Origin of the sequence: Streptomyces sp. HNM0645 (assembly GCF_030056615.1) — a bacterium.
In the GTDB taxonomy this organism is placed as follows: domain Bacteria; phylum Actinomycetota; class Actinomycetes; order Streptomycetales; family Streptomycetaceae; genus Streptomyces; species Streptomyces marianii.
On record NZ_JASHLT010000018.1, the window covers coordinates 1 to 23320 of the forward strand.

Consider the following 23320-nt stretch of genomic DNA (forward strand, 5'->3'; position numbering starts at 1 on the left):
CCGTTGCCGGGCCCGCGGGAAGACCCATACCCAGGCCCTCCTCCGACTCGCTCGCCACCGCATCAGCGTCCTGTTCGCCATGCTCCGCGACGGCACCTTCTACGAGTCACGCGTCCCCGAGGCAGCCGCCGCATGACCACCTCGGGCTTGACGAAGGACATAGAGGCACCCCCCGCACATGACGCCGCCCCCCGCATACGACGTGCGGGGGGCGGCGTCATCTGCCGGCCGGGTGCCTGGCCGGCGGTCACGCGGGCCCGGCGCCGTCGACCCGCGCGCCGCGCCCGTGCAGGGTTCCGGCCGGGGCCCAGGGCTCGGCCCCTTGGGGCGGCCGGACGAAGCCGGCCGTCCGGAGAAGGCTCAGGCGGCCTTCGCCTTCGTGGCGTACATGTCCACGTACTCCTGGCCGGACAGCCGCATCACCTCGGTCATCACCGAGTCGGTCACCGCCCTCAGCACGTAGCGGTCCCGGTCCATCCCCTCGTACCGCGAGAACTCCATCGGCTTGCCGAAGCGGACCGTCACCCGGCCCGGACGCGGCAGGCCGGCGCCGCCCGGCTGGAGCTTGTCCGTGCCGATCATGGCGAACGGGACGACGGGCGCGCCCGTCATCAGGGTGAGCCGCGCGATGCCCGTACGGCCGCGGTACAGACGGCCGTCGGGGGAGCGGGTGCCCTCCGGGTAGATGCCGAAGACCTTGCCCTCCTCCAGCACCCGCCGACCCGTCATCAGCGCGGCCACACCGCCGTTCGCGCCGTCCCGGTCCACCGGGATCATGCCGACGCCGGTGAAGAACCAGGCCATCAGCCGGCCCTTGAGCCCCGTGCCGGTGACGTACTCGTCCTTGCCGATGAAGTAGACAGGCCGATCGCACACGATCGGCAGCACCATCGAGTCGATGAAGGTGAGGTGGTTTCCTGCGAGGATGACGGGGCCGTCCCCGGGGATGTTCTCCGCGCCTTCCACACGCGGGCGGAACATCAGGCGCAGGATCGGTCCGAGCACTGCCTTGATGAGCGACAAGCGGGACAACGGGTCCTCCGGTGTCAGGAGCGGGACGGCGGTACGGTCGGCGAAGTCTCTGCAGGTGAGGACGATACTCGCGGGTGGCACCCGACCGCACATTGGGTTCACCGAGCAGATACACAGTGTTGACCTGGGTTTGGTCCGCGTTTGCCCTGGGTCTCCCGTACGTAACGCCCCCCGGCCTAGCCTGTCCGCCGCGCGTCCCCGCCGATCGGGTGCGGGACATCACCAGTCAATGGAGGAACGTTCTATGACACACGGTGCGGAAACCACCCCTGGGCGGCGGACCCTCCTGGGAGCGGCGGTGCTCGGGTCGGCGGCGCTGGGGATGTCCACCGGGCCGGGCGCGCACGCCGCGGAACGCGCCGCCGCGGACCGGCCGTCCCCGGCGGCGCGGCACGGGGGCGGCTCCGGCCACCGCTCGCTGCCGGTGCCCACCGTCATCGCCCACCGCGGGGCGAGCGGCTACCGGCCGGAGCACACCATCGGCTCCTACCGGCTGGCCCTGGACATGGGGGCGCACGTCATCGAGCAGGACTTGGTGCCCACGAAGGACGGTCACCTGGTCTGCCGTCACGAGAACGACATCACCGGCACCACCGACGTCGCCTCCCGTCCCGAGTTCGCCTCGCGCCGGACGACCAAGTCGGTGGACGGCGTCGGTATCACGGGCTGGTTCACCGAGGACTTCACGCTCACCGAGCTGAAGACGCTGCGCGCCAAGGAGCGGATACCGGCGAGCCGCCAGGAGAACACCCTCTACGACGGGCGGTGGACGATCCCCACCTTCGAGGAGGTGCTGCGCTGGGCCGACGCGGAGGGCCGCCGCAGGGGCCGGCCGGTCTGGCTGCACGCCGAGACCAAGCACCCCACCTACTTCCGCGGTATCGGCCTCGGCCTGGAGGAGCGCCTGGCGAAGCTGCTGCGCCGCTACGGCCGGCACCGTGCGCACTCGCCCGTCTTCCTCCAGTCGTTCGAGCCGAGCAGCATCCAGCGGCTCGCGAAGCTGGTGGACTCGCCACGTGTCGTCCTGCTCTCCGGTGCGAACACCCGCCCCTGGGACTTCGTCCAGGCCGGTGACCCGCGCACGGTCGCGGACCTGGTCACACCCCGGGGCCTGGAGTGGATCGCCTCGTTCGCGCAGGGCATCGGCCCCACTCTCGACCTCATCGTGCCGAGGGACGCGAGCGGCAGGCTGGGCACGCCCACCACGCTCGTCCGCGACGCCCACGCCCGGGGTCTGATCCTGCACCCGTACACGATGCGGAACGAGAACTCCTTCCTGCCCGCCGACTTCCGGCGCGGCACGGACCCGAACGCCTACGGGGACGTGTTCGGCGCGTTCAAGGTGTACTTCGAGCAGGGCATCGACGGGATCTTCACCGACAACCCGGACACGGGGCTGCTGGCCCGCGCCGACTTCGTCGGCGGCTGACGGTCCGTCGAACCGCGCACCGGCCGGGCGACGGGCCACCGTCGTCCGGCCGGCCCACGTCAGCAGCCGTACGGCCGTCATGCGGTCGGGTGAGACGGTGCCACGGCGGAAACCGCAGCTCGTGGCGGGGCGTCCCGCAGGGCATGACACCGTGTGAAGAGGACGCCGCCCCACCCTCCGTCACCGCCCGGGGCACGACGGCGACCAGGCCGGCGACCGTCGCCCGGACCGCCACCGGGCAAGGGCCGGTCTCCGGCCGCGGCACCGCCGGGGCCCGCACCGCCTCCGGCGCCGTGTGGTCGGGGGCCGCCGGAGCGCTCGTGCGCGATCTGCGGCCGCTCGTCGCGGCGGAGGCGAGCGCCGAGGCGCACGGCGAGGCCCTGGACTCCGGGGACCTGGAACAGTCCGTCTGGGTGCGGCTGCTGGAACGGCTCGACGCCGAAGGCCCACCGTCCGACGCCGCCGGCTGGGTCGCGGGGGCCGTACGGGAGGAGGCGAGCCGCGCCCGGCACCACGCCCGGCGGGAACGCCCCTACACCGCCGAGCCCGCCACCGGACCCGCCGCCTGCCCCGAACGGGCCGCGCTCGTCGCGGAACGGCGCCGCGTCCTGAGGGCCGCCGTCGCCCGCGCGCCGGGTCGCTGCCGCCGGCTGCTGACTGCGATGCTGGCGCCGGAGGATCCCACGTACAGCGAAATCGCAGGGGAGTTGGGAATCTCACAAGGAAGTCTGGGGCCGATGCGTTCCCGCTGCCTGGGATGCTTGCGCAGAATGCTCGCGACAGAGGTTGCGGCTCCTGAACTCCGGGGAATGGAGCGGTAGACAACCGGGCGGCAGGTGAGCGGGAGGCATGCGCACATGGGCATGAGCGTGACCATCTCAGCGGCAACGGCAGAGGACGCCGAACAGATCCTCAAGCTGCAGTACCTGTGCTACCAGAGCGAGGCCGAGCTCTACGGCGACTACCGCATGGAACCGCTCACCCAGACCCTCGGCGAGCTGCGCGCCGAGCTCGACCGCGGCCACGCCCTGGTGGCCCGCCTCGGTGACGAGGTGATCGCCTCCGTGCGCGGCGAGATCGACGGCGAGGGCACCGCCACGATCGGCAAGCTCATCGTCCACCCCCGGATGCAGCGCCACGGACTCGGCGGCCGGCTGCTCGACGCAATCGAGGCGCGGTTCGCCGGCGAGCCCGCGGCCCGCCGCTTCCGGCTGCTCACCGGCCACCGCAGCGAGCGGAACCTGCGCCTGTACCGCGGCCACGGCTACGCGACCGTGTCCACCCGGGTGCTGACCCCGAAGCTGACGCTCGTCACGATGGAGAAGGACGCGGCGGCCCCGGTGCCCTCGGCCCGGACCGCGGGGACGTTCGTCACCAGCGCGTAGTCCTGAGCGGTTCGGCGAGAGGACCGGTTCGGCGAGGGGACCCGGCTCGCGGGCGAGGGGCCGGTCCGTCGAGCGGGCCCGTTCGGCCTGTGGACGGGGCCCGGTTCAGCGCCGGGCCCGGCGCAGCCAGAGCATTCCGGTCACGGGCAGCAGCACCGGAATGAACAGGTACCCCATGCCGTAGTCGGACCAGACCGTGGCGTCCGGGAAGGCGGACGGGTCCACCAGCGTCCACGTGCCCACGGTCAGCACGCCCACCAGCTCCGCGGCGCAGCAGGCCAGTGCCGCCCTGCGGGCCCGCTCGCCGCCGCGGAACAGGGTGTACGTGATGAACGCGTACACCACCGCGGCGATCGCGGAGAGCGAGTACGCGAGCGGGGCCCGTTCGTACTCGGTGGCGATCTGGTACACCGAGCGCGACACGGCACCCACCGACATCACCCCGTACAGCCAGACCAGCAGCAGCCCGGGGCCCTTGACCAGCCTCGTCGCCGACGCCTCCCGGACGCCGCCCTCGGCGGTGCGCCCGGTCGCCCCTGCCTCGCCGGCCATCTCAGCCTCCCCAGATGTCGTGGAGCCGGACCTCCAGCACCGCCAGCACGACCGCCCCGGCCGCGACCGTCGCCGAACCCCAGCGGGTCCGCTCGGCCAGCGACAGGAATCCGGCAGCGGGAACCGCGGCGAACGCTCCGATCAGATAGGCGATGAAGATCGTCGCACCCTCGTCGGCCTTCTCGCCCCTCGCCAGCTGCACCACCCCGATCACCAGTTGGACCAGCGCCAGCAGCGTGACCACGGCCATGCCGATGAAGTGCCAGTCCTTGGTGGGCTGGTCCCGGAAGGCGGCGAAACCGCACCAGGCGGCGAGGGCGAGAGCGGCCACGGACACCGCGACGGTCAGGGCGACGAGCATGGGTGAGAGCGTATTACGGGCCAAAAGGCCCCATGCGCGCGGCCCCGGCGGGATCCGTGAGCGGGGTGGGCGCGGGCCGCGCCGCCGGGACGAACGGCCGTGGCGTCGACCACGAGCCGTGTCGCCTCCGAGCCGGCCGCCGGCATCGCCGTCCCGGTCCTGCCGGCCGTGTACGCGCGGTCCGAGGCCCACGGGGTGGAGATCGTCGCCGTCAGCCGGTGCGTCCGGATCCCGGACTCGGTCATTCCGCTATTCGGACGGCCGTGATCCGCTCCCGTGGCGGTCTGTTTTACTGGCCGCATGACCACGACGAGCAGCCGCACCCTTGCGACCGAGGCGATCACGACGCCCGGTGCTCGTCGCATGTGTCGAATGCGCGCCTTCTGAGGGCCCCTGCCTGAGCCTCGCGCCCCGAAGCGAGCCCCCGACAGCAGCCAAGCCGTGTCCGCCGTGACGGCGACGGACCGAGCCTGCCCGCGCACACGCTGCCGAACCGGCGACCCGTGCTGCGCCGGCTGTCCCCGAGACGACATGCCCCGTGCCCGGCGAGGGAACCCCGCGCCGGGCACTCGACAGTGACGGAAACCCTGTGATCACCACCACCGGCCTCACCAAGGTCTACCAGTCGCGAGGCCGCGACATCACCGCTCTCGACGGCGTCGACCTGCACGTCCGCGAAGGCGAGGTGTTCGGCGTCATCGGCCGCAGCGGAGCCGGGAAGTCCTCCCTCATCCGCTGCGTGAACCTGCTCGAACGCCCCACCTCCGGCAGCGTCGTCGTCGACGGCACCGACCTCACCGCCCTCGCCGGACGCGGCAACCGCGCCGGAAGGGAACTCCGCCGGGCGCGCAGCCGCATCGGCATGGTCTTCCAGCACTTCAACCTGCTGTCCTCGCGCACCGTGCGGGACAACGTCGAACTGCCGCTGGAGATCCTCGGCGTCTCCGGAGCCGAACGTTCACGCCGCGCCCTCGAACTCCTCGACCTCGTCGGCCTCGCCGACAAGGCCGGGGTCCATCCCGGACAGCTCTCCGGCGGCCAGAAGCAGCGCGTCGGTATCGCCCGCGCCCTCGCGGGGAACCCCAAGGTGCTGCTCTCCGACGAGGCCACCAGCGCCCTCGACCCCGAGACCACCCGGTCCGTCCTCCAACTGCTGCGCGACCTCAACCGGCAGCTCGGGCTGACCGTGCTCCTCATCACCCACGAGATGGAGGTCGTCAAGACCGTCTGCGACTCCGCCGCCCTGATGAAGGGGGGCCGGATCGTCGAGTCCGGCACGGTCGGCGAACTGCTCGCCACGCCCGGCTCCGAGCTCGCCCACGAGCTGTTCCCCGTCACCGGGGACGCCTCCGGTCCGGACCGCACCGTCGTGGACGTCACCTTCCGCGGCGACACAGCCGCCCAGCCGGTGGTGTCCCGGCTGTCCCGCACCTACAACATCGACATATCGATCCTCGGCGCCGCGATGGACACCGTCGGCGGCAAGCAGATCGGCCGGATGCGCATCGAGCTGCCCGGCCGCTACGAGGACAACGTCGTACCCGTCGGCTTCCTGCGCGAGCAGGGTCTGCAGGTCGACGTCGTGGACGAGGACGCGCCGGCCGCGGTGCCCGCGCAGAGCAACGGGGCCCGGGGTGCCGCACCGGTGAAGGAGGCCGTCAAGTGACGTGGTCGGAGATGCAGCCCCTGCTCACCCAGGGCACCCTGGACACCCTCTACATGGTCCTGTGGTCCACCCTGGTCACCGTGATCGGCGGACTGCCCCTCGGCATCCTCCTCGTCCTCACCGACAAGGGCGGGCTGCTGCAGAACACCCCGGTGAACAAGGCGGTCGGCGTCGTCGTGAACATCGGCCGCTCGCTGCCTTTCATCATCCTGCTGATCGCGCTGATCCCCTTCACCACGGCCGTGGTCGGCACCTTCATCGGCCCCACCGCCATGATCGTGCCGCTGGCCGTCGGCGCCATCCCGTTCTTCGCGCGACTCGTCGAGACGGCGATCCGCGAGGTCGACCACGGACTGGTCGAAGCCGTCCAGTCCATGGGCGGGTCCATCCCGACGATCATCCGCAAGGTGCTGCTCCCGCAGGCCCTGCCCTCGATCGTCGCAGCGGTCACCACCACCGTGATCGTGCTCGTCGGCTACTCGGCCATGGCCGGCGCGGTCGGCGGAGAGGGCCTCGGCTCCAAGGCGGTCACCTACGGTTTCCAGCGGTTCGAGACCGAGTTCATGCTCGTCACGGTCGTCGTCCTGATCGCCGTCGTCACGGCCGTACAGCTGATCGGCGACGGGATCGTCCGGCTGCTGGCCCGCCGAGGCCGCACCGCCTGACCGCCACCCCGCACCACCCGGGCCGGCGCTTCGCCCCGGCCCCTCCGGAGAAGCCCGCACTCCTTGTCCGGGCGTCATCACCGCAACACCAGAAAGAGGCACTCTTCGTGCGCAACTCCCGCCAGAACACCAAGCTCGCCCTCGCCGCAACCGCCGTGCTCGCGCTCGGCCTCACGGCCTGCGGCACCGCCTCCGACCCGGCCGCGGCCGGGGCCGGCGACAAGGCCGCCGAGTCCGGGCCCCTCGTCGTCGCTGCCTCCCCGACCCCGCACGCCGACATCCTGAACTTCGTCAAGGAGAACCTCGCCGGCAAGGCCGGCCTCGAGCTGGAGGTCAGGGAGTTCACGGACTACGTCCTGCCGAACACCGCCACCCAGTCCGGCCAGGTCGACGCGAACTACTTCCAGCACAAGCCGTACCTGGACGACTTCAACAGGAAGAACGGCACCACGGTGGTCCCGGTGGTCGACGTCCACCTCGAGCCGCTCGGCCTGTACTCCAAGAAGGCCCGGTCGGTCGAGGACATCAAGCCCGGGCAGACCGTCGCCGTCCCCAACGACACCACCAACGAGGGCCGCGCCCTCCAACTCCTCGCCGAACACGGCCTCATCACCCTCAAGCCCGGCGTCGGCACCGGCGCCAGGCTGTCCGACGTCACCGACAAGAAGGGCCTGGAGTTCAAGGAACTGGAGGCCGCCACCGTGCCCCGCGCCCTGAACGACGTCGACGCCGCCGTCATCAACGGCAACTACGCCATCGAGGCGGACCTCAAGCCCTCCGAGGACGCCCTCGTCCTGGAGGAGGCGGAGGGCAACCCCTACGCCAACTTCCTCGCCGTCAAGAAGGGCAACGAGAAGGACGCGCGCGTTGCGAAGCTCGCGAAGCTCCTCAACTCCCCCGAGGTGATGAGGCACATCGAGGACACCTACACCGGCTCGGTCGTCCCGGCGTTCGGCGCTCCCGCCAAGTGACGCCGTTTGTAAGGCCCTTGAGAACCTACCCATGAACGAGGGCCCCGCGCACCCCCGGTGGTGCGCGGGGCCGCGCGGCGTATCGTGGGCCGCACCGACCCGGCCATGCACATCGCCGCCGTGATGCTGCATGCTGTGCCTTTACGGCCCTTACGACGGTCTTCGGCATGGAGCTGCGCATGACTACCACCTTCCCGGACATCTCCATCAGCACGGAGCGGTTGGTGCTGCGCGCGCTCGAACCCGCCGACGCCCCCGCCCTCGCCGAGATGATGAACGACGAACAGGTCGCCGCCTGGACCGCCGCGCCCCAGCCCTACACCGAGGCCGCGGCCCACGGCTGGATCGCCGACCGCGCCCCCACGGAACGCGCCGCGGGCCGGGGCATCGACCTCGCCGTCACCGAGTTCCTCACCCAGCGCCTGGTCGGGGTCGTCCAGCTGAGCAGGACCGACTGGCGGGTGCGCGCCACCGAGATGTCGTACATCATCGCCCCCTGGGCCCGCGGCGAGGGCTACGCCTCCGAGGCGGCCCTCGCCACCGCCCAGTGGCTCTTCCGTGACCAGCGCTTCGAGCGCCTCGAACTGCGCACCGCCGCCGACAACACCGCCTCCCAGCAGGTCGCCCAGAAGATCGGCTGCATAAGCGAGGGCGTCCTGCGCGGCGCCTGTATAGCCCGCACCCGCACCGAGGGCGGGGGCTGGGCCGATCTGCGCACCGATTTCATCGTCTGGAGCCTGCTCCCCGAGGATCTGGAAGGGGTCGCCGACCAGATGGCGGAGGCGGGCGGGTTCGGGGCGTACACCGACTGGAATTGACCGGCCGCCGGCGTCGGCCGGACCGCGGACCGCGGGCCGGGCCCTGGAGACGGGGGACGTACGGACCCGGCCGGGCAGGGCATCCAGGACGGACGGCCCCCTAGACCGCGCCGTACGCGCCACGAGGCGGGTGGACGCCGGTCTCCGGCCGGACGCAGCGGGAGGCGGGCGCACCCCGCACGGTGCCCCGCGGACGCGGGCCGGGCCACAGGAACCGGGAGACCCCGCACCGCACCGGCCCGCACCTCCGCCCGTCACCGACACCGGGTACCCTCGGCCCTGCCTGCCCCGCACCCCGTGGGTACGGTCCTCACCTGCGACGACACCAGGAGAAAGACGACGATGGCCGACCGGGTCACGGTGATCGGCTGGGACGGCTCGCCGCTGACCGCGGCCGCCAGGTCCGCCCTGTCCGCGGCCACGCTCGTCGCCGGGGCCGCCCACCACCTGGCGCTTCCCGAAGTACCGCCGGGCGCCGAACGCATCCGACTCGGCAGCGTCGACCTCGCCGCCCGCAGGATCGCGGGACACCGGGGCAGCCCCGTCGTCCTCGCCGACGGCGACCCGGGCTTCTTCGGCGTGGTACGCAACCTGCGCGCACCGCAGCACGGCCTCGAGGTGGAGGTCGTTCCCGCCGTCTCCTCCGTCGCCGCCGCCTTCGCCCGGGCGGGGATGCCCTGGGACGACGCCCAGATCGTCGTCGCCCACAGCCGCACGCTGCGCCGCGCGGTCAACGTCTGCCGGGCCCGTCCCAAGGTCGCCGTCCTCACGTCCCCGGGCGCCGGACCTGCCGAGCTCGCCCTGCTCCTCGACGGCGTCCACCGCACCTTCGTGATCTGCGAGGAACTCGGTACCGAGCGCGAGCAGGTCACCGTGCTGACCTCCGACAAGGTCGCCGACCACAACTGGCGCGACCCCAACGTCGTCATCGTCATCGGCGGCGCCGCTGGCGCCCAGGGCGGCGCCGGCTGGGTCGCCGGCGGGGAGCCCGGCTCCTCCGCACAGGTACGTGGCTGGGCCCTGCCGGGCGGCGAGAGCCGGCAGGCCGTCGAGAGCGAGTCGCTCCAGCTGCGCGCCGCCCAACTCGCCCGGCTCGGCCCGCGCCTGGGCGACCTCGTGTGGGACATCGGTTGCGGCAGCGGGGAGCTGGCCGCAGACGCCGCCCGCTTCGGCGCCGCGGTGATCGCCGTCGACGACGACCCCGCCGCCTGCATCCGGGCGGACGCCGCCGCCCGCCGCCACGGCGTCCTCCTGCAGACCGTCCGCGGCCGGGCGCCGCACGTCCTGGAACGGCTCCCCGAACCGGACGTCGTACGGATCGGCGGGGGCGGGGTCCCCGTCGTCACCGCCTGCGCCGACCGCAGGCCCGAGCGCATCGTCACCCACGCCTCCACCCGGGACGAGGCCGAGGCGATCAGCGCGGCGCTCACGGAGGGTGGCTACGTCGTCGAGTGCGCGCTCCTCCAGTCCGTCGAGCTCGATACCGGCGACTGGTCGGAACGCGAGCGGTCGGTCGTCTTCCTGCTCGCCGGTCACCGTCGGGAACCGGTTTCCTGACCACTCGGCGGCCGTTCCCCGGCCGCCCCTGGACCGGGCGCGGAACCGTGGCGCGGTAGGCTGGCCGATCGTTGTACCGCAGCCGGGCGTTGGTCGATTCGCTCGTCAATATCCGAAAAAGGGGGGCGATTTTGCCCCCCGCTGTGGTACGGCGCGACTGGGGGAGGCGCAACGTGGCGCAGTCCACACCGAACCGTGGCGAATCCTGCTGCCGCGGACGCGAACGCCCACGACAATGCTTGTGTCCGCGGGCTTTCGTGCCGCGTCGGGCACACGCTCGTTCTTGTAGTGACGGGCACGGGTGTGTGCCGCGATCGGGCGTCCCGGGCGAAGGTCTGAAGGAGCACAACCGATGGGCGAGGGGTACGCATGACTGACACCGGCCAGGTCCCGGGCCAGGGACTGCCGGAGAACGCAGGCATGGTGGAGCAGCCGGGCGTCCCCGCTCCCGGTGCGTACACCTACCTCGACCACTCCGGCGGTGCCCCAGAAGCCGTCACCGAGGACGACGACCTGCTCCTGATGCCGGGCGCACAGGGAGCGTGGAGCGACCCGGCCGCCGCCCCGCCCACGCCGCCCGAGCCGGCCCCGGCGGCGGCCCAGGGCACGGGGCACGTCCAGCCGGTACCGGTCGCCCAGGCCGCGCCGGGGTACGCCGGGGCCGAGGCGGCCGCGCCCGAGCAGCCGCACGCGCACCTGGCGCAGGAGCAGCAGAACGCGGTTCACGAGGAGCGGCTCCGAACGGCCGAGCAGCAGGCCACCCCCGCCCAGGGCGTGCCGCAGCAGGCCGCCCACGCGCAGGCAACTGCCGGGCCGTTGACGGCCGAGCAGGGGGTGGCCGCACGGGCCGCGACCGCCGCTCAGGGGCAGCCCGCCGTCCAGGAGCAGCCGCCGGCTCCGGCACAGCCGACGGCGGCCCACGACCAGCAGTCCGGGCACGGCCGGGCCGTTCCGCACGGTCAGCCCGCCCAGAACGCGCAGGCCGCGGCGGAGCAGCCCTTGTACGAGGCCGGTGCCCACGAGGCCGGTGCCCACGAGGCCGGCGGCCGGGACTCCGGATCCCTCGATCTCGGCGGTGTGCGGATGCCGCCGCCCGCCGCGCCCGCGCAGACGCCGCCCCCGGCCCGCCGTCCTCTCCACATGGGCCCGCCGGTTCCCGAGGCGAACAGCGGTGTGGTCCGCTCACTCGCCGACCGCGGTCCCGCCGCCCATCGGGCCGGCGGCGCCGCCTCCCAGCAGGGAGCCACGGCGGCCCCCTCCGCGGGTCCGCCGGCCGGCGGACCGGAGTACCTCGACGTACCGCGTGACGAGGCGGACCTGCCGCCCGGTCCGCAGCTGGGCGCGATCCCTCCGCAGGGCGCGTCCCCGTGGGCCGCCCGGCATGCGCAACCCCAGGCCGCCGCGGCCGTCCCCGCGGAAGCCGCACCCGGGGCGGTCGCCCCGGTCTCCGCCGAAACGGTCCCTCCGCAGGCCGTTCCCGCCTCCGTCGCCGAACCGGCGGCGTCCGGGCCGCATCCGGCGGGAGTGCCCGCCGAGGCGGCCCCGGAGTCCATGGCCACCGGGCAGTTCGCGGCGGCGGACGCCCCCCTGCAGGGGAGTCACCGACCCGCGACCTCGCCGGTGGCCGTGGCCGTGCCGGCCGAGGCGGGGCAGCTGGGCGCCGAGGCTCCCGCGCCCTCTCCCGAGCCTGCCGTCGAGCCCCCCGCGCCTGCCGCCGCCACGCCTCCCCCCGAGGCCGTCATGGTCTCCGGGCCGGAGCCGGAGCCCCAGCCCGCGGAGGCGTCCCGGCCCGTCACCGCGTCCGGGTCCGTACCGGCGCCCGTGGCCGAGGCGGCCGAACCCGTCGTTGCTCCGCAACACGACGTCGCCGCAGCCGGATCCGGTGCGGCTCCGGAGCCGGAAGCCGTCGCCGTCGTGCCCGCGACCCGCGAGGGGAAGGGCGAGGACGATGCCGCTGCGGCCGACCAGGCGGGGCGGACCGGACGGAGCGCCGAGGCCCTGGACTCCACGCAGCCGGCCGGGACCGCCGGACCGGCTCCCGAGGACCGCTCCACGGGCGAGCCCGGGGCACTCGACCCCGTGCCCGCCGCCGAGCAGGCACCCGGGGCCGAGGCCACCGCGGACGCCGAACGGCCCGCCGTGCCGGCGGCCGCCGGGAACGCGGCCGCCGAGTCCGTAGCGGCCCGGGCGGAGGAAACCGCCCCCGAAGCGGAGCCGCCCGCCGAGTCCCGGCCGGTGGCCGGGCCCGAGTCGCCCGCCGAGTCCGCGCCCGGCCGGGAGCCCGAGGCACGCCCCGTCGCCGACAGCCTGCCGGGCGCCGGGGAGGACGTCGAGGCGGACGCCGAGGAGATCCACGGCACGGCGGCGCCCGGATACGCCGACGCCGAACGCGAAGCCGTGCTCCGCGTGATGCGCGAGCGCCGGGACATCCGCAACGGCTTCCGCAGCGACCCCGTCCCGCACGACGTCCTGCTCCGGGTCCTCGAGGCCGCGCACACCGCGCCCTCCGTGGGCCACTCCCAGCCCTGGGACTTCGTCGTCATCCGCTCCGCCGAGACGCGGCGCTCGATGCACGAACTCGCCCAGCGCCAGCGCGAGGCGTACGCCAAGTCGCTTCCCAAGGGCCGGGCCAAGCAGTTCAAGGAACTGAAGATCGAGGCCATCCTCGACACACCCGTCAACATCGTCGTCACCGCCGACCCGACGCGCGGCGGCCGCCACACCCTCGGCCGGCACACCCAGCCGCAGATGGCGCCGTACTCCTCCGCCCTGGCCGTCGAGAACCTCTGGCTCGCCGCCCGCGCCGAAGGACTCGGCGTCGGCTGGGTCAGTTTCTTCGACGAGCGCGAGATGGTCCGCACGCTCGGCCTGCCCGAGCACCTGGAGGTCGTGGCCTACCTCTGCGTGGGCTACGTCGACGAGTTCCCCGAGGAGCCCGAACTGATGCAGGCGGGCTGGTCCAAGCGCCGGCCGCTGTCCTGGGTCGTCCACGAGGAGACCTACGGCCGCCGCGCCCTGCCCGGCGAGGAGCCCCACGACCTGCTCCAGGAGACCGTTTCCAACATCCGCCCGCTGGACGCCAAGGCGCTCGGCGAGGCGTGGGAGCGGCAGAAGCGGATGACCAAGCCCGCGGGCGCTCTCGGCATGCTCGAGATCATCTCCGCGCAGCTGGCCGGACTGTCCCGGATGTGCCCGCCCCCGATCCCGGAGCCCGCGGCCGTCGCGATCTTCGCCGGCGACCACGGGGTGCACGCCCAGGGAGTCACGGCCTGGCCCCAGGAGGTGACCGGCCAGATGGTCGCGAACTTCCTCGGCGGGGGAGCGGTCTGCAACGCCTTCGCCAACCAGGTCGGTGCGGAGGTCTGCGTCATCGACGTCGGTGTCGCCTCCGACCTCCCGGCCACCCCCGGGCTGCTGCCGCGGAAGGTGCGTCCCGGAACGGCCGACTTCACGACCGGCCCCGCGCTCGGCCGCGAGGAGGTACTCGCCGCGATCGAAGTGGGCATCGAGACCGCCCGCGACCTGGTCTCCGCGGGCAACAAGGCACTGCTCACCGGTGAGATGGGCATCGCCAACACCACGTCGTCGGCCGCGCTGATCTCCGTCTACACCGGTGTGGACCCGTCGGAGGTCACCGGGCGCGGCACCGGCATCAACGACGAGATGCACGCCAGGAAGGTGGATGTCGTCCGTCGTGCGCTGGAACTCCACCAGCCGGACGCGGCCGACCCCGTCGGCGTTCTCGCGGCGGTCGGCGGCCTGGAGCACGCGGCCCTGGTCGGCTTCATCCTGGGCGGTGCGTCGCTGCGTACGCCGGTCGTCCTGGACGGTGTCTCCGCGGGCGCCGCGGCGCTGGTCGCCCGGGCGGTGGCCCCGGAGGCCCTCGCGGCGTGCATCGCCGGCCACCGCAGCGCCGAGCCCGGCCATGTCGCCGCCCTGAACAAGCTGGGCCTGCGTCCGCTGGTCGACCTGGACCTCCGCCTCGGTGAGGGTACGGGCGCACTGCTCGCGCTCCCGCTCGTCCAGAGCGCGGCCCGCGCGATGCACGAGGTGGCGACGTTCGACTCGGCCGGCGTCACGGAGAAGTAGCGCGGTGGCAGGGCACGCGCCACCCGTGACGGGTGGCGCGTCCGTGCCGGTGCCGCGCCTGTGCGCGGGCGTTCCTCGTCCACGCCGATGCCTGTGCCGATGCGCCCGTGCGCGGGCGTTCCGCGCTCGTGCCGGCGGTGCGCCCTTGTGCCGAGGTGCGGGCCCGCGCGGCGACCGCTGTGCGGGCGTCGCGGTGTGCGGGAGCGGGACCGCCTTTGCCCGGGCCGCGAGCCGTCCCTCCCGGCCCCGGCAATGCCGCGCCTCCCACCCCGTATCGTGTTCGCCAGGACCGTCCCACCCGTTCCCACCAGCCGCTTCACCGTCGCAGCGGCCCCGCACCGCCGCACCGAGGAGCCGCACCGCCATGGCCGAGCCCGCCGAGCAAGCCAAGAGCCCCGCGCACCCGCAGCACGACTCCCGCGAGGAGCACCCCGCCTACCCCGTCGGACTCCGCCTCGCGGGACGGCGCGTCGTCGTTCTGGGCGGTGGCCAGGTCGCGCAGCGCCGACTCCCGGCCCTCGTCGCCGCCGGCGCCGACATCACCCTGATCTCGCCGTCCGCGACCCCGTCCGTCGAGGCCATGGCGGAGTCGGGGGAGATCACCTGGGCCCGCCGCCGCTACCAGGACGGGGACATCGCCGACGCCTGGTACGCGCTCGTCGCCACCAGTGACCCCGTCGCCAACGAGTCCGCCTCCGCCGAGGCGGAGCGGACGAAGACCTGGTGCGTGCGGTCCGACGACGCCGAAGCGGCCACGGCGTGGACACCGGCCACCGGGCGCAGCGAGGGTGTGACGGTCGCGGTGCTCACGGGACGGGACCCGCGCCGGTCGGCCGCCGTGCGGGACGCCATCGTCGAGGGCCTGCGCGACGGTTCCCTCGCAGCACCGCACAGCCGCGACCGGACGCCGTTCGTCGCCCTCGTCGGCGGCGGCCCGGGCGATCCCGACCTGATCACCGTGCGCGGCCGCCGGCTGCTCGCCGAGGCCGACGTCGTCATCGCCGACCGTCTCGGCCCGCGCGACCTGCTCGACGAACTCCCGCCGCACGTCGAGGTGATCGACGCGGCGAAGATCCCGTACGGCCGTTTCATGGCGCAGGAGGCGATCAACAACGCCCTCGTCGAGCACGCCAAGGCGGGCAGGTCGGTCGTGCGGCTCAAGGGGGGCGACCCGTTCGTCTTCGGCCGCGGCATGGAGGAGGCGCAGGCCCTGGCCGAGGCCGGTATCGCCTGCACGGTCGTGCCGGGCATCTCCAGTTCGATCTCCGTTCCGGGCGCCGCCGGCATCCCGGTCACCCATCGCGGTGTGGCACACGAGTTCACGGTGGTCAGCGGCCATGTCGCGCCGGACGACCCCCGTTCGCTCGTCGACTGGGAGTCGCTCGCCAAGCTGACCGGCACGCTGGTGATCCTCATGGGCGTCGACAAGATCGGTGCCATCGCCGAGGCCCTCGTCTCCCACGGCAAGGCGCCGGACACCCCGCTCGCGCTGGTGCAGGAGGGCACCACGGCCGCCCAGCGACGGGTGGACGCGACGCTCGCGACGGTCGCGGAGACCGTCAGGACGCAGGACGTCCGCCCCCCCGCGGTCATCGTCATCGGCGATGTCGTCACCGAGGGCCCTTACAAGTAACCATCGGTAACGGAACTCCGTCCCGCCCGTTGGCACCTCTCCCCGGACAAGGCAGTATCACCCTGTGGCAGATCTCATCACCGTCGACGACCCCGAGGACCCGCGCCTGCGCGACTACACGGGCCTGACCGACGTCGAGCTTCGGCGTAAGCGCGAGCCCGCGGAGGGCCTGTTCATCGCCGAGGGGGAGAAGGTCATCCGCCGTGCCCGGCACGCCGGTTACGAGATGCGGTCGATGCTGCTCTCCGCCAAGTGGGTCGACGTCATGCGTGACGTGATCGACGAGGTCCCGGCTCCGGTGTACGCGGTCAGCCCGGACCTCGCCGAACGTGTCACCGGCTACCACGTCCACCGGGGCGCCCTCGCGTCCATGCAGCGCAAACCCCTGCCGACGGCCGGCGAACTCCTGCGGGGCGCCCGCCGTGTCGTGATCATGGAATCGGTCAACGACCACACCAACATCGGCGCGATCTTCCGGAGCGCCGCCGCCCTCGGCATGGACGCGGTGCTGCTCTCGCCCGACTGCGCCGACCCGCTCTACAGGCGTTCGGTGAAGGTCTCGATGGGCGCGGTGTTCTCCGTTCCGTACGCCCGCCTCGACTCCTGGCCCAAAGGGCTGGAGACCGTACGGGAGTCGGGCTTCAAGCTGCTCGCGCTCACCCCGGACGAGAAGGCGTCGCCGATCGACGAGGTCGCTCCGCACCGGCTGGACCGCGTCGCGCTGATGCTGGGCGCCGAGGGTGACGGACTGTCCACGCAGGCCCTGATGGCGGCCGACGAGTGGGTGCGCATCCCGATGGCCCACGGCGTGGACTCGCTGAACGTCGGCGCGGCCGCGGCGGTGGCGTTCTACGCGGTGGCCACGGGCCGCCCCGGGAACTGACCCGGCCGGTTTCCGGGGGCCCGCGACACGTCCTAGCCCCGCAGGCTCTGCGCCACCGTGATGCCCAGCGCCACGACGAGCGTCACCACGACGAACACGAAGATCCGCTGGCGCAGCAGGCGGGGATTGGCCGGCCTGCGCCCGGTGGACGTGGTCCTGGTCCCGGGGCGGGTCGCGGGCCGGCCGCCCGTCTTCGTGCCGCCGCGCGACTGCGGCGGACGCGAGCCGCCCGTACGGGATGTCTGCCTTCCCGGCATCCGTTCCCGGGACGCGGCCGGCCCCGAGCTCCCCCCGGTGCCCGGCGGCCTGCCGTGGGTCGTCCGCTCCGTGTACCGCGCGGTGCTGCGCCCCGACGCCGGCTCCTGCCCGGTCCGTTCCCGCTGGACCGGGGGACGCACCTCCGAAAGCCCCTGCGCCTCACGGGCCGCGATCTCCTTCAGCCGCATGGACAACTGCAGGGTGCTGGGCCGTTCCTCGGGGTCCTTCGCCAGGCATGCGTGCAGCAGCGGGGCCAGTGCGTCCGGCACCCCGTGCAGTTGCGGTTCCTCGTGCACCACCCGGTAGAGCATCACTTCGGAACTGCCGTGCCCGAAGGGGGAGTCGCCCGTGGCGGCGTACGCCAGCGTGGCCCCCAGCGAGAAGACGTCCGTAGCGGGGGTGACCACGGCGCCGCGCACCTGCTCGGGGGCGAGGAAGCCAGGGGAGCCGACCGCGGTGCCGACATGGGTCAGCGTGCTGGCGCCGGTGGCCCAGGCGATGCCGAAGTCGATGATCCGGGGGCCCTTGGGGGAGAGGAGGATGTTCGACGGCTTGAGGTCCCGGTGGACGACCCCGGCCTCGTGGACGGCCACGAGACCCTCGGACAGCGCCGCCCCGACGGCCGCCGTCTCGGCGGCCGACAGCAGGCCCTCCCCGGCCACCCTGTCGTGCAGGGACGGTCCTGGAACGTACTGGGTGGCGAACCAGGGACGGTCCGCCTCGAGGTCCGCGGCGACGAGCCGGGCCGTGCAGCCGCCCCGGATCCGCCGGGCGGCCGACACCTCACGGGCGAAGCGGGACCGGAACTCCTGGTCCTCCGCGAGGTCCGGGCGGATCACCTTCAACGCGACGCGCTGACCGCGCCGGTCGGAGCCCAGGTACACGACCCCCATGCCGCCGGCGCCGAGTCGCCGGTGCAGCCTGAACGAGCCGACGACACGCGGATCCTCGCGCCGGAGCCGCATCATCGCCATGTTCATCCCCGCCGGCCGGTGGTCCTTCTGACGTGGCACAGCTTACGTACCCGCGGGCCGGTGTGCTCATAGGCCGCGCCCTCGCGGGCCGATCGATTGTCAGTGCCCGGTGGGAGAATTGAGGAGTGGTCAGGAGCCCTGGGGATCCGGGGCCACTGACCCGAGCGCGATCCCAATGAGGCGTGGCAGAAGGGGGATTGGATCGATGAAGGGCGACCGCGTGGAGATAGTCGTGGACGCGGGGGACACGACGAGGACGTACGAAGTGGTGGCAGGCCGGGCGGGCCGGCGGGTCGAGACGGCGGTCCGGCGCGGAGTGGTCGAAGTGAGCGAAGTCACGCGTTCCGGTTCCATCGTGCGAACGGCCCGCTTCATGGCCAACCGGGTGCTGGCGCTGGTCGAGCAGCCCGTGCCCGCCGAGGCCCCCGGAGACCGCCGTCCCCTCCGGGAAGACCCCCAGGCCTAGGTCCACTTCTCCACCCAGGGGAGTACACCGGGCCGGGCGGCCTCATCCTCGCGGAGGCCCGCCAATCGGTACGCGGGCATGACGTGGTGGACCCCCCGGCTCCCTAGTCTTGAGGTCAAGCGGCGGGGGCGGCACTCGTCCCCCGAGGTCACGCACCCGCCGCGCCGACTCGACGGGAGAGGAACCATGGCGGACACGGCATCGCGGACCATGATCCGCACGCAGGGGCGCAAGGCCTTCGCCGCGTTCGACGGCCGTCCCGGCAGCCGGCGCCACCCGCTGGTGGCCACGGCCATGGTCCTCCCCCTCGCGACCCTGCTCGTCGTCGTCTTCGGCGGCTGGGAGGCAGTGGTCACACAGGCGTCGTCCGTGGGCGTGATGCTGGGGCGCTGAGCGGCGCCCCGGGCCCGGGAGAGCGGCCCGGGTCGGGGACATCCCACCCATAACCCCGTGGGGACGGGGGTGCGGCGGACGGCAGCGCTCGGCCGGCCAGCTGGGGAGCTGGCCGGCCGGGCTATTGCTCCGTCCGGGACTGTGCCGTTCCGGGGCCGGGCCCCGGAACGGCGACCTCGCTCACCGTCCGGCCCGCCCGGCACGCGGCCCTCCCGGTCCCCGTAGCGGTCCCACCGAAGGCCCCGGCCCCGTCCGTGCGTTCCGTCGTGACCGGCCCGGACCTTCGGCCACGACCACGCCCAGGCCGCCGGAGGCCCGGACGTCCCTGCCCGTACCCTCGGCGCGTGGAGCAGAGCGATCGCGCGCTGGTGCGCGCCCTTGCGGAGGTCGCGCGGGAGGCGGCGCACGTGCCCCGTCCGCGGGGCGCGTGCCCGGCCTGCGGGCAGGAGGCGGACGTCCTGGCCGAACGGGCCGACGCCGTCGTCGTACGGCACGGCCCCGCGGTCGCCAAGGCCCACGCGCCGTGGACGGACCCCGACGCGCACCGTGTAAGGATCGCCGTCGCCGCGCATCCACTGCTCGCCGGGATACTCCTGCCGCCGGGCCGGGACACCGCGCGCCTCGGTGAGCGCCCCGTCACCACCTGGCCCTACGGCAGTCCCGTGGACCCCGCCGACCCGGACGCGGCCCCCTGGGAGGAGGCCGCGGCGCTGCTCGCCCGGCTCCACTCCGTGCCGCTCGACGCACTGCCCGGCCCGCTGCCCGCGATGCGGGGCCCCGCCAAGGCCGCCGCGGCGGTGGCGCGGATGCACTCGGCGGCGCCCGCGCATCCCGCCGGCCGCGCGGTGCTCGGCGCCTGGGGCCGGCTTCCCGCTTGGGCCCGCGGCGAGGCCCCCGCGCCGACGGCCGCCCGGCTGTGCCACGGCGATCTCCACCTGGGCCAACTGGTCCGCCATCCCGCGGGCGAGGGCCCCTGGCAGCTCATCGACGTCGACGACCTCGGCCTCGGCGACGCCGCCTGGGACCTCGCCCGTCCCGCGGCATGGTTCGCGGCGGGCTTCCTCGCCCCTGACGTATGGGCGCGTTTCCTGGGCGCCTACCGGGCCGCCGGGGGCCCGGCAGCGGGGCCCGAAGGGGCCGATCCGTGGCCACCGCTCGACGTGCCGGCCCGCGCCCTGACCGTCCAGGCCGCGGCCCTCGCCGTGGCGAGGAGCACCGCCGAAGGGCGCGATCTCGACGACGTGGAACGGGCGATGACCGAAGCATGCGCCCGAATTGCCTCCCTCCCGCCCGAGTTGGACGACACGATCCCGTCGTAGATTGGGAACGGGATCACCCGATGAGACCGAGCGGCGAGGAGCTGACCGAACGATGCAGTGTCCCAAGTGCCATGCACCGATGCACACGTACAACCGCAACGGCGTCCAGATCGAGCAGTGCAGCGGCTGCCGGGGGATATTCCTGGACTACGGCGAACTGGAGTCGCTGACCCGGCTGGAGAGCCAGTGGGTGCAGCAGGCTCCGCCGCCCGCCCCGCAGGGCTATCCGGCGCCCGCGCAGCCGGCCTGGGGCGCCCCGCACCACGGCCCCCACGGCGGGCACCACCGTCAGCGGGGCTTCGGGCGGATGCTCTTCTCGTCCTGACGACCGGCCGGCCGCTCCCGAGGCCGGTACCTCCCGGTGACCGGCGGGGCCCGGCCCCCGGCGGCGACGGGAAACACGACGGAGCCCCCGGCCGCGCACTGCGGCCGGGGGCTCCGGGCTGTGGACGATACTGGGATTGAACCAGTGACCTCTTCCGTGTCAGGGAAGCGCTCTCCCGCTAAGCTAATCGTCCTCGGGATCACGGCCCGGAGGCCGTGGGTACTGCGTGGGATGCGTGGACGATACTGGGATTGAACCAGTGACCTCTTCCGTGTCAGGGAAGCGCTCTCCCGCTGAGCTAATCGTCCTTGGAGGTGGAGACGGGATTTGAACCCGTGTAGACGGCTTTGCAGGCCGTTGCCTCGCCTCTCGGCCACTCCACCCCGGAGTGCGGGGGGTCGGGAAGACCCCCCTCATTCGAGCGGACGACGAGATTCGAACTCGCGACCCTCACCTTGGCAAGGTGATGCTCTACCAACTGAGCCACGTCCGCCTGTCGTTTCCGGACCGCTTCCGCGTCCCGGCGACGTGTTGAACTTTAGCGGATTCCTGGGCCAGCACAAAAACGCGTTTCCGCAGCGTGCTGAGCCGTGCTCACGCCGGGTTCGTCTCCGGGTGCGCGCCGGAGCGGCCGCCGGGGCCCCGCCATAGACTCACAGCCGTGCACGACCTCGCTCCCATGGCCCGCTTCGGCGGCCTCGTCGCCACCGATCTCAGGGACGTCACCAGTGACCCCGAGGCATTGGACTCGTCCGGCTTCTGGGCCGTCGCCGCCGATTTCGAAGGGCGTCTGACCTGCGCCCGCTTCGGTGACGTCCGCCCCGAGCCGGTGCCCGCCCCGGACCCGGCGCGCTGGTGCGGACCCGCCGCCGGCGACTGGACCTCGTCCCTGGACCGGGCCGCGTACACCGCTGGAGTGCGCCGTATCCGGGAGCACATCGCGGCCGGCGAGGTCTACCAGGCGAACCTCTGCCGGGTGCTGTCCGCGCCGCTGCCCGATCCCGCCGCGGCCGACGTCGACGCCCTGACCGCGCTGCTCGCGCGCGGCAACCCGGCCCCCTACGCGGGCACGATCAGGCTGCCCGCCCACGGCGTGGAGATCGCCACCGCCTCGCCCGAGCTCTACCTGCGCCGGGAGGGAAGCACGGTGGAGTCCGGGCCGATCAAGGGAACCGGCCGCACGGCGGCGGACCTCCTGGAGAAGGACCACGCCGAGAACGTGATGATCGTGGACCTGGTCCGCAACGACCTCGGGCGGGTGAGCGCCTCGGGGTCCGTGACCGTCCCGGCCCTGTGCGCCGTCGAGGCCCACCCCGGCCTGGTCCACCTCGTCTCCACCGTCCGCGGCGAGCTCGTGCCCGGCGCCGGATGGCGCGAGCTGCTGGACGCCACCTTCCCGCCCGGCTCGGTCACCGGGGCGCCGAAGTCCAGCGCCCTGCGGATCCTGGCCGGGCTGGAGACGGCACCGCGTGGCCCGTACTGCGGAGGCGTCGGCTGGGTCGACGCCGACCGGGGCACGGGCGAGCTCGCCGTGGGCATACGCACCTTCTGGATCGACCGTTCCCAGGGCGTCCTCCGCTTCGGCACCGGCGCCGGGATCACCTGGGGCTCCGACCCGGAGCGGGAGTGGGACGAGACCGAGCTGAAGGCGTCCCGGCTGCTAGCGGTAGCGTCGGGAAGGTACGCGCAGAGTGGAAGGACCGTGTGATGAGGATCTGGGTCAACGGCGGACTGCGGGACGCCGACGACGCTCTGGTTTCCGTGTTCGACCACGGGCTGACCGTGGGCGACGGCATCTTCGAGACCGTGAAGGCGACCGACGGCCGCCCCTTCGCCCTCACCCGGCACCTTGACCGGCTCACCCGCTCGGCCCGCGGTCTCGGCCTGCCCGACCCGGACCACGACGAGGTGCGCCGCGCCTGTACGGCCGTGCTCGAGGGCAACCCCATGCCGCTGGGCCGACTGCGGATCACCTACACGGGCGGGCTCTCCCCGCTCGGCTCCGACCGCGGCGACAAGGGCCCCTCCCTCGTCGTCGCCCTCGCCGCGACCACACGCAGGCCCGACACCACCGCGGTGGTCACGGTGCCGTGGACCCGCAACGAGCGGGGTGCGCTGGCGGGGCTGAAGACCACCTCGTACGCCGAGAACGTGGTCGCCCTGGCCCGGGCCCGCGAGCAGGGCGCATCCGAGGCGCTGTTCGCCAACACCGTCGGCCAGCTCTGCGAGGGCACCGGCTCGAACGTCTTCGTCGTCGTCGACGGCCAGCTGTTCACCCCGCCCGTCTCCTCGGGCTGCCTCGCCGGGATCACCCGCGCGCTGACCGCGGACTGGACCGGGGCGCAGGAGGCGGACCTGCCGATGGACGTGCTGGAGCGCGCCGAGGAGATCTTCCTGACCTCCTCGACCCGTGACGTCCAGGCCGTCCACCGCGTCGACGGCCGCGAGCTGCCCGGCGCCCCCGGCCCCCTGACGGCCAAGGCCATGCGGATCTTCGAGGAGCACGCTGCTGCGGACCCGGACCCGCTGCCCTGAGGGACGAGT

22 protein-coding genes, 4 tRNA genes and 1 pseudogene are annotated in these 23320 nt (G+C 73.5%); 19 read left to right on the plus strand and 8 right to left on the minus strand.

Annotated features, from left to right (window positions below; genetic code table 11):
• A pseudogene (locus QMZ92_RS14930) lies at nt 1-136 on the plus strand (IS110 family transposase); the annotation flags it as partial.
• A 224-nt stretch (nt 137-360) separates the two neighbouring features.
• Here the strand turns inward: QMZ92_RS14930 and QMZ92_RS14935 are convergent.
• Nucleotides 361-1125, minus strand: a complete 765-nt coding sequence (locus tag QMZ92_RS14935) for a lysophospholipid acyltransferase family protein (RefSeq protein WP_283297866.1) — start codon at nt 1123-1125, stop codon at nt 361-363.
• A gap of 151 nt (nt 1126-1276) precedes the next feature.
• Here QMZ92_RS14935 and QMZ92_RS14940 point away from each other — a divergent pair, with 151 nt between their 5' ends.
• The 3 genes from QMZ92_RS14940 (at nt 1277) to QMZ92_RS14950 (ending at nt 3846) form a co-directional block, all read left to right on the plus strand.
• Nucleotides 1277-2461: a glycerophosphodiester phosphodiesterase gene (locus QMZ92_RS14940; protein ID WP_283297867.1), complete on the plus strand. Its 1185-nt coding sequence runs from the start codon at nt 1277-1279 to the stop codon at nt 2459-2461.
• 143 nt (nt 2462-2604) lie between these two features.
• Nucleotides 2605-3282 (plus strand): sigma-70 family RNA polymerase sigma factor, encoded by a 678-nt coding sequence (locus tag QMZ92_RS14945; protein WP_283297868.1) that lies wholly within the window; start codon nt 2605-2607, stop codon nt 3280-3282.
• Between the two features lie 36 nt (nt 3283-3318).
• Complete coding sequence (locus QMZ92_RS14950; protein ID WP_283297869.1) at nt 3319-3846, plus strand: GNAT family N-acetyltransferase; 528 nt, start codon at nt 3319-3321, stop codon at nt 3844-3846.
• A 105-nt stretch (nt 3847-3951) separates the two neighbouring features.
• Here the strand turns inward: QMZ92_RS14950 and QMZ92_RS14955 are convergent, their stop codons facing one another.
• Nucleotides 3952-4398 carry a hypothetical protein gene (locus QMZ92_RS14955; protein ID WP_283297870.1) on the minus strand — a complete coding sequence of 149 codons (447 nt, stop codon included), beginning with the start codon at nt 4396-4398 and terminating at the stop codon, nt 3952-3954.
• Nucleotide 4399: 1 nt separating this feature from the next.
• The gene (locus tag QMZ92_RS14960; protein ID WP_283297871.1) at nt 4400-4759 is read right to left on the minus strand and encodes a hypothetical protein; all 360 of its coding nucleotides are present in this window, start codon (nt 4757-4759) and stop codon (nt 4400-4402) included.
• Between the two features lie 99 nt (nt 4760-4858).
• On the opposite strand from QMZ92_RS14960, the gene QMZ92_RS14965 reads away from it, so the two are divergent.
• The 9 genes from QMZ92_RS14965 (at nt 4859) to QMZ92_RS15005 (ending at nt 17041) form a co-directional block, all read left to right on the plus strand.
• Complete coding sequence (locus QMZ92_RS14965; RefSeq protein WP_283297872.1) at nt 4859-5026, plus strand: hypothetical protein; 168 nt, start codon at nt 4859-4861, stop codon at nt 5024-5026.
• A 322-nt stretch (nt 5027-5348) separates the two neighbouring features.
• Entirely contained in the window at nt 5349-6425 is a 1077-nt protein-coding gene (locus tag QMZ92_RS14970; RefSeq protein WP_283297873.1) for a methionine ABC transporter ATP-binding protein, read from the plus strand.
• Nucleotides 6422-7090 carry a methionine ABC transporter permease gene (locus QMZ92_RS14975; RefSeq protein ID WP_283297874.1) on the plus strand — a complete coding sequence of 223 codons (669 nt, stop codon included), beginning with the start codon at nt 6422-6424 and terminating at the stop codon, nt 7088-7090. Before QMZ92_RS14970 ends, QMZ92_RS14975 begins: the two co-directional genes overlap by 4 nt.
• Nucleotides 7091-7197: 107 nt before the next feature.
• Nucleotides 7198-8061, plus strand: a complete 864-nt coding sequence (locus tag QMZ92_RS14980; protein ID WP_283297875.1) for a MetQ/NlpA family ABC transporter substrate-binding protein — start codon at nt 7198-7200, stop codon at nt 8059-8061.
• A 179-nt stretch (nt 8062-8240) separates the two neighbouring features.
• Nucleotides 8241-8879, plus strand: a complete 639-nt coding sequence (locus QMZ92_RS14985) for a GNAT family N-acetyltransferase (RefSeq protein WP_283297876.1) — start codon at nt 8241-8243, stop codon at nt 8877-8879.
• Between the two features lie 342 nt (nt 8880-9221).
• Complete coding sequence (gene cbiE, locus QMZ92_RS14990; RefSeq protein ID WP_283297877.1) at nt 9222-10436, plus strand: precorrin-6y C5,15-methyltransferase (decarboxylating) subunit CbiE; 1215 nt, start codon at nt 9222-9224, stop codon at nt 10434-10436.
• A gap of 369 nt (nt 10437-10805) precedes the next feature.
• Nucleotides 10806-14525, plus strand: coding sequence for a nicotinate-nucleotide--dimethylbenzimidazole phosphoribosyltransferase (cobT, locus tag QMZ92_RS14995; RefSeq protein ID WP_283297878.1), 3720 nt, complete (start codon nt 10806-10808; stop codon nt 14523-14525).
• Nucleotides 14526-14889: 364 nt separating this feature from the next.
• Entirely contained in the window at nt 14890-16158 is a 1269-nt protein-coding gene (gene cobA, locus QMZ92_RS15000) for a uroporphyrinogen-III C-methyltransferase (protein ID WP_283297879.1), read from the plus strand.
• Between the two features lie 64 nt (nt 16159-16222).
• Nucleotides 16223-17041: a TrmH family RNA methyltransferase gene (locus tag QMZ92_RS15005; RefSeq protein WP_283297880.1), complete on the plus strand. Its 819-nt coding sequence runs from the start codon at nt 16223-16225 to the stop codon at nt 17039-17041.
• A 32-nt stretch (nt 17042-17073) separates the two neighbouring features.
• On the opposite strand, the gene QMZ92_RS15010 is transcribed toward QMZ92_RS15005, so the two are convergent.
• Nucleotides 17074-18273: a serine/threonine-protein kinase gene (locus tag QMZ92_RS15010; RefSeq protein ID WP_502962063.1), complete on the minus strand. Its 1200-nt coding sequence runs from the start codon at nt 18271-18273 to the stop codon at nt 17074-17076.
• Between the two features lie 205 nt (nt 18274-18478).
• On the opposite strand from QMZ92_RS15010, the gene QMZ92_RS15015 reads away from it, so the two are divergent.
• The 4 genes from QMZ92_RS15015 to QMZ92_RS15030 all read left to right on the plus strand — a co-directional run bounded on the left by QMZ92_RS15015 (nt 18479) and on the right by QMZ92_RS15030 (nt 20776).
• Complete coding sequence (locus QMZ92_RS15015) at nt 18479-18739, plus strand: DUF8836 family protein (RefSeq protein ID WP_283297881.1); 261 nt, start codon at nt 18479-18481, stop codon at nt 18737-18739.
• Between the two features lie 186 nt (nt 18740-18925).
• The gene (locus QMZ92_RS15020; RefSeq protein ID WP_138056282.1) at nt 18926-19132 is read left to right on the plus strand and encodes a hypothetical protein; all 207 of its coding nucleotides are present in this window, start codon (nt 18926-18928) and stop codon (nt 19130-19132) included.
• Between the two features lie 368 nt (nt 19133-19500).
• The gene (locus QMZ92_RS15025) at nt 19501-20451 is read left to right on the plus strand and encodes a phosphotransferase family protein (protein ID WP_283298013.1); all 951 of its coding nucleotides are present in this window, start codon (nt 19501-19503) and stop codon (nt 20449-20451) included.
• 52 nt (nt 20452-20503) lie between these two features.
• Nucleotides 20504-20776 (plus strand): TFIIB-type zinc ribbon-containing protein, encoded by a 273-nt coding sequence (locus tag QMZ92_RS15030; protein WP_283297882.1) that lies wholly within the window; start codon nt 20504-20506, stop codon nt 20774-20776.
• 121 nt (nt 20777-20897) lie between these two features.
• Here the strand turns inward: QMZ92_RS15030 and QMZ92_RS15035 are convergent.
• The 4 genes from QMZ92_RS15035 to QMZ92_RS15050 all read right to left on the minus strand — a co-directional run bounded on the left by QMZ92_RS15035 (nt 20898) and on the right by QMZ92_RS15050 (nt 21269).
• Nucleotides 20898-20969 (minus strand) — tRNA-Val (locus tag QMZ92_RS15035).
• Between the two features lie 43 nt (nt 20970-21012).
• Nucleotides 21013-21084: transfer RNA gene (locus QMZ92_RS15040), tRNA-Val, on the minus strand.
• A 1-nt stretch (nt 21085) separates the two neighbouring features.
• A tRNA-Cys gene (locus tag QMZ92_RS15045) sits at nt 21086-21159 on the minus strand.
• A gap of 37 nt (nt 21160-21196) precedes the next feature.
• A tRNA-Gly gene (locus QMZ92_RS15050) sits at nt 21197-21269 on the minus strand.
• A 168-nt stretch (nt 21270-21437) separates the two neighbouring features.
• On the opposite strand from QMZ92_RS15050, the gene QMZ92_RS15055 reads away from it, so the two are divergent.
• Both QMZ92_RS15055 and QMZ92_RS15060 read left to right on the plus strand, forming a co-directional pair.
• Complete coding sequence (locus QMZ92_RS15055; RefSeq protein WP_283297883.1) at nt 21438-22484, plus strand: chorismate-binding protein; 1047 nt, start codon at nt 21438-21440, stop codon at nt 22482-22484.
• On the plus strand, nt 22484-23311 hold the full coding sequence (locus QMZ92_RS15060; protein WP_283297884.1) for an aminotransferase class IV: 828 nt from the start codon (nt 22484-22486) through the stop codon (nt 23309-23311). The genes QMZ92_RS15055 and QMZ92_RS15060 overlap by 1 nt, the downstream gene beginning before the upstream one ends.
• The last annotated feature ends 9 nt before the right edge of the window (nt 23312-23320 follow it).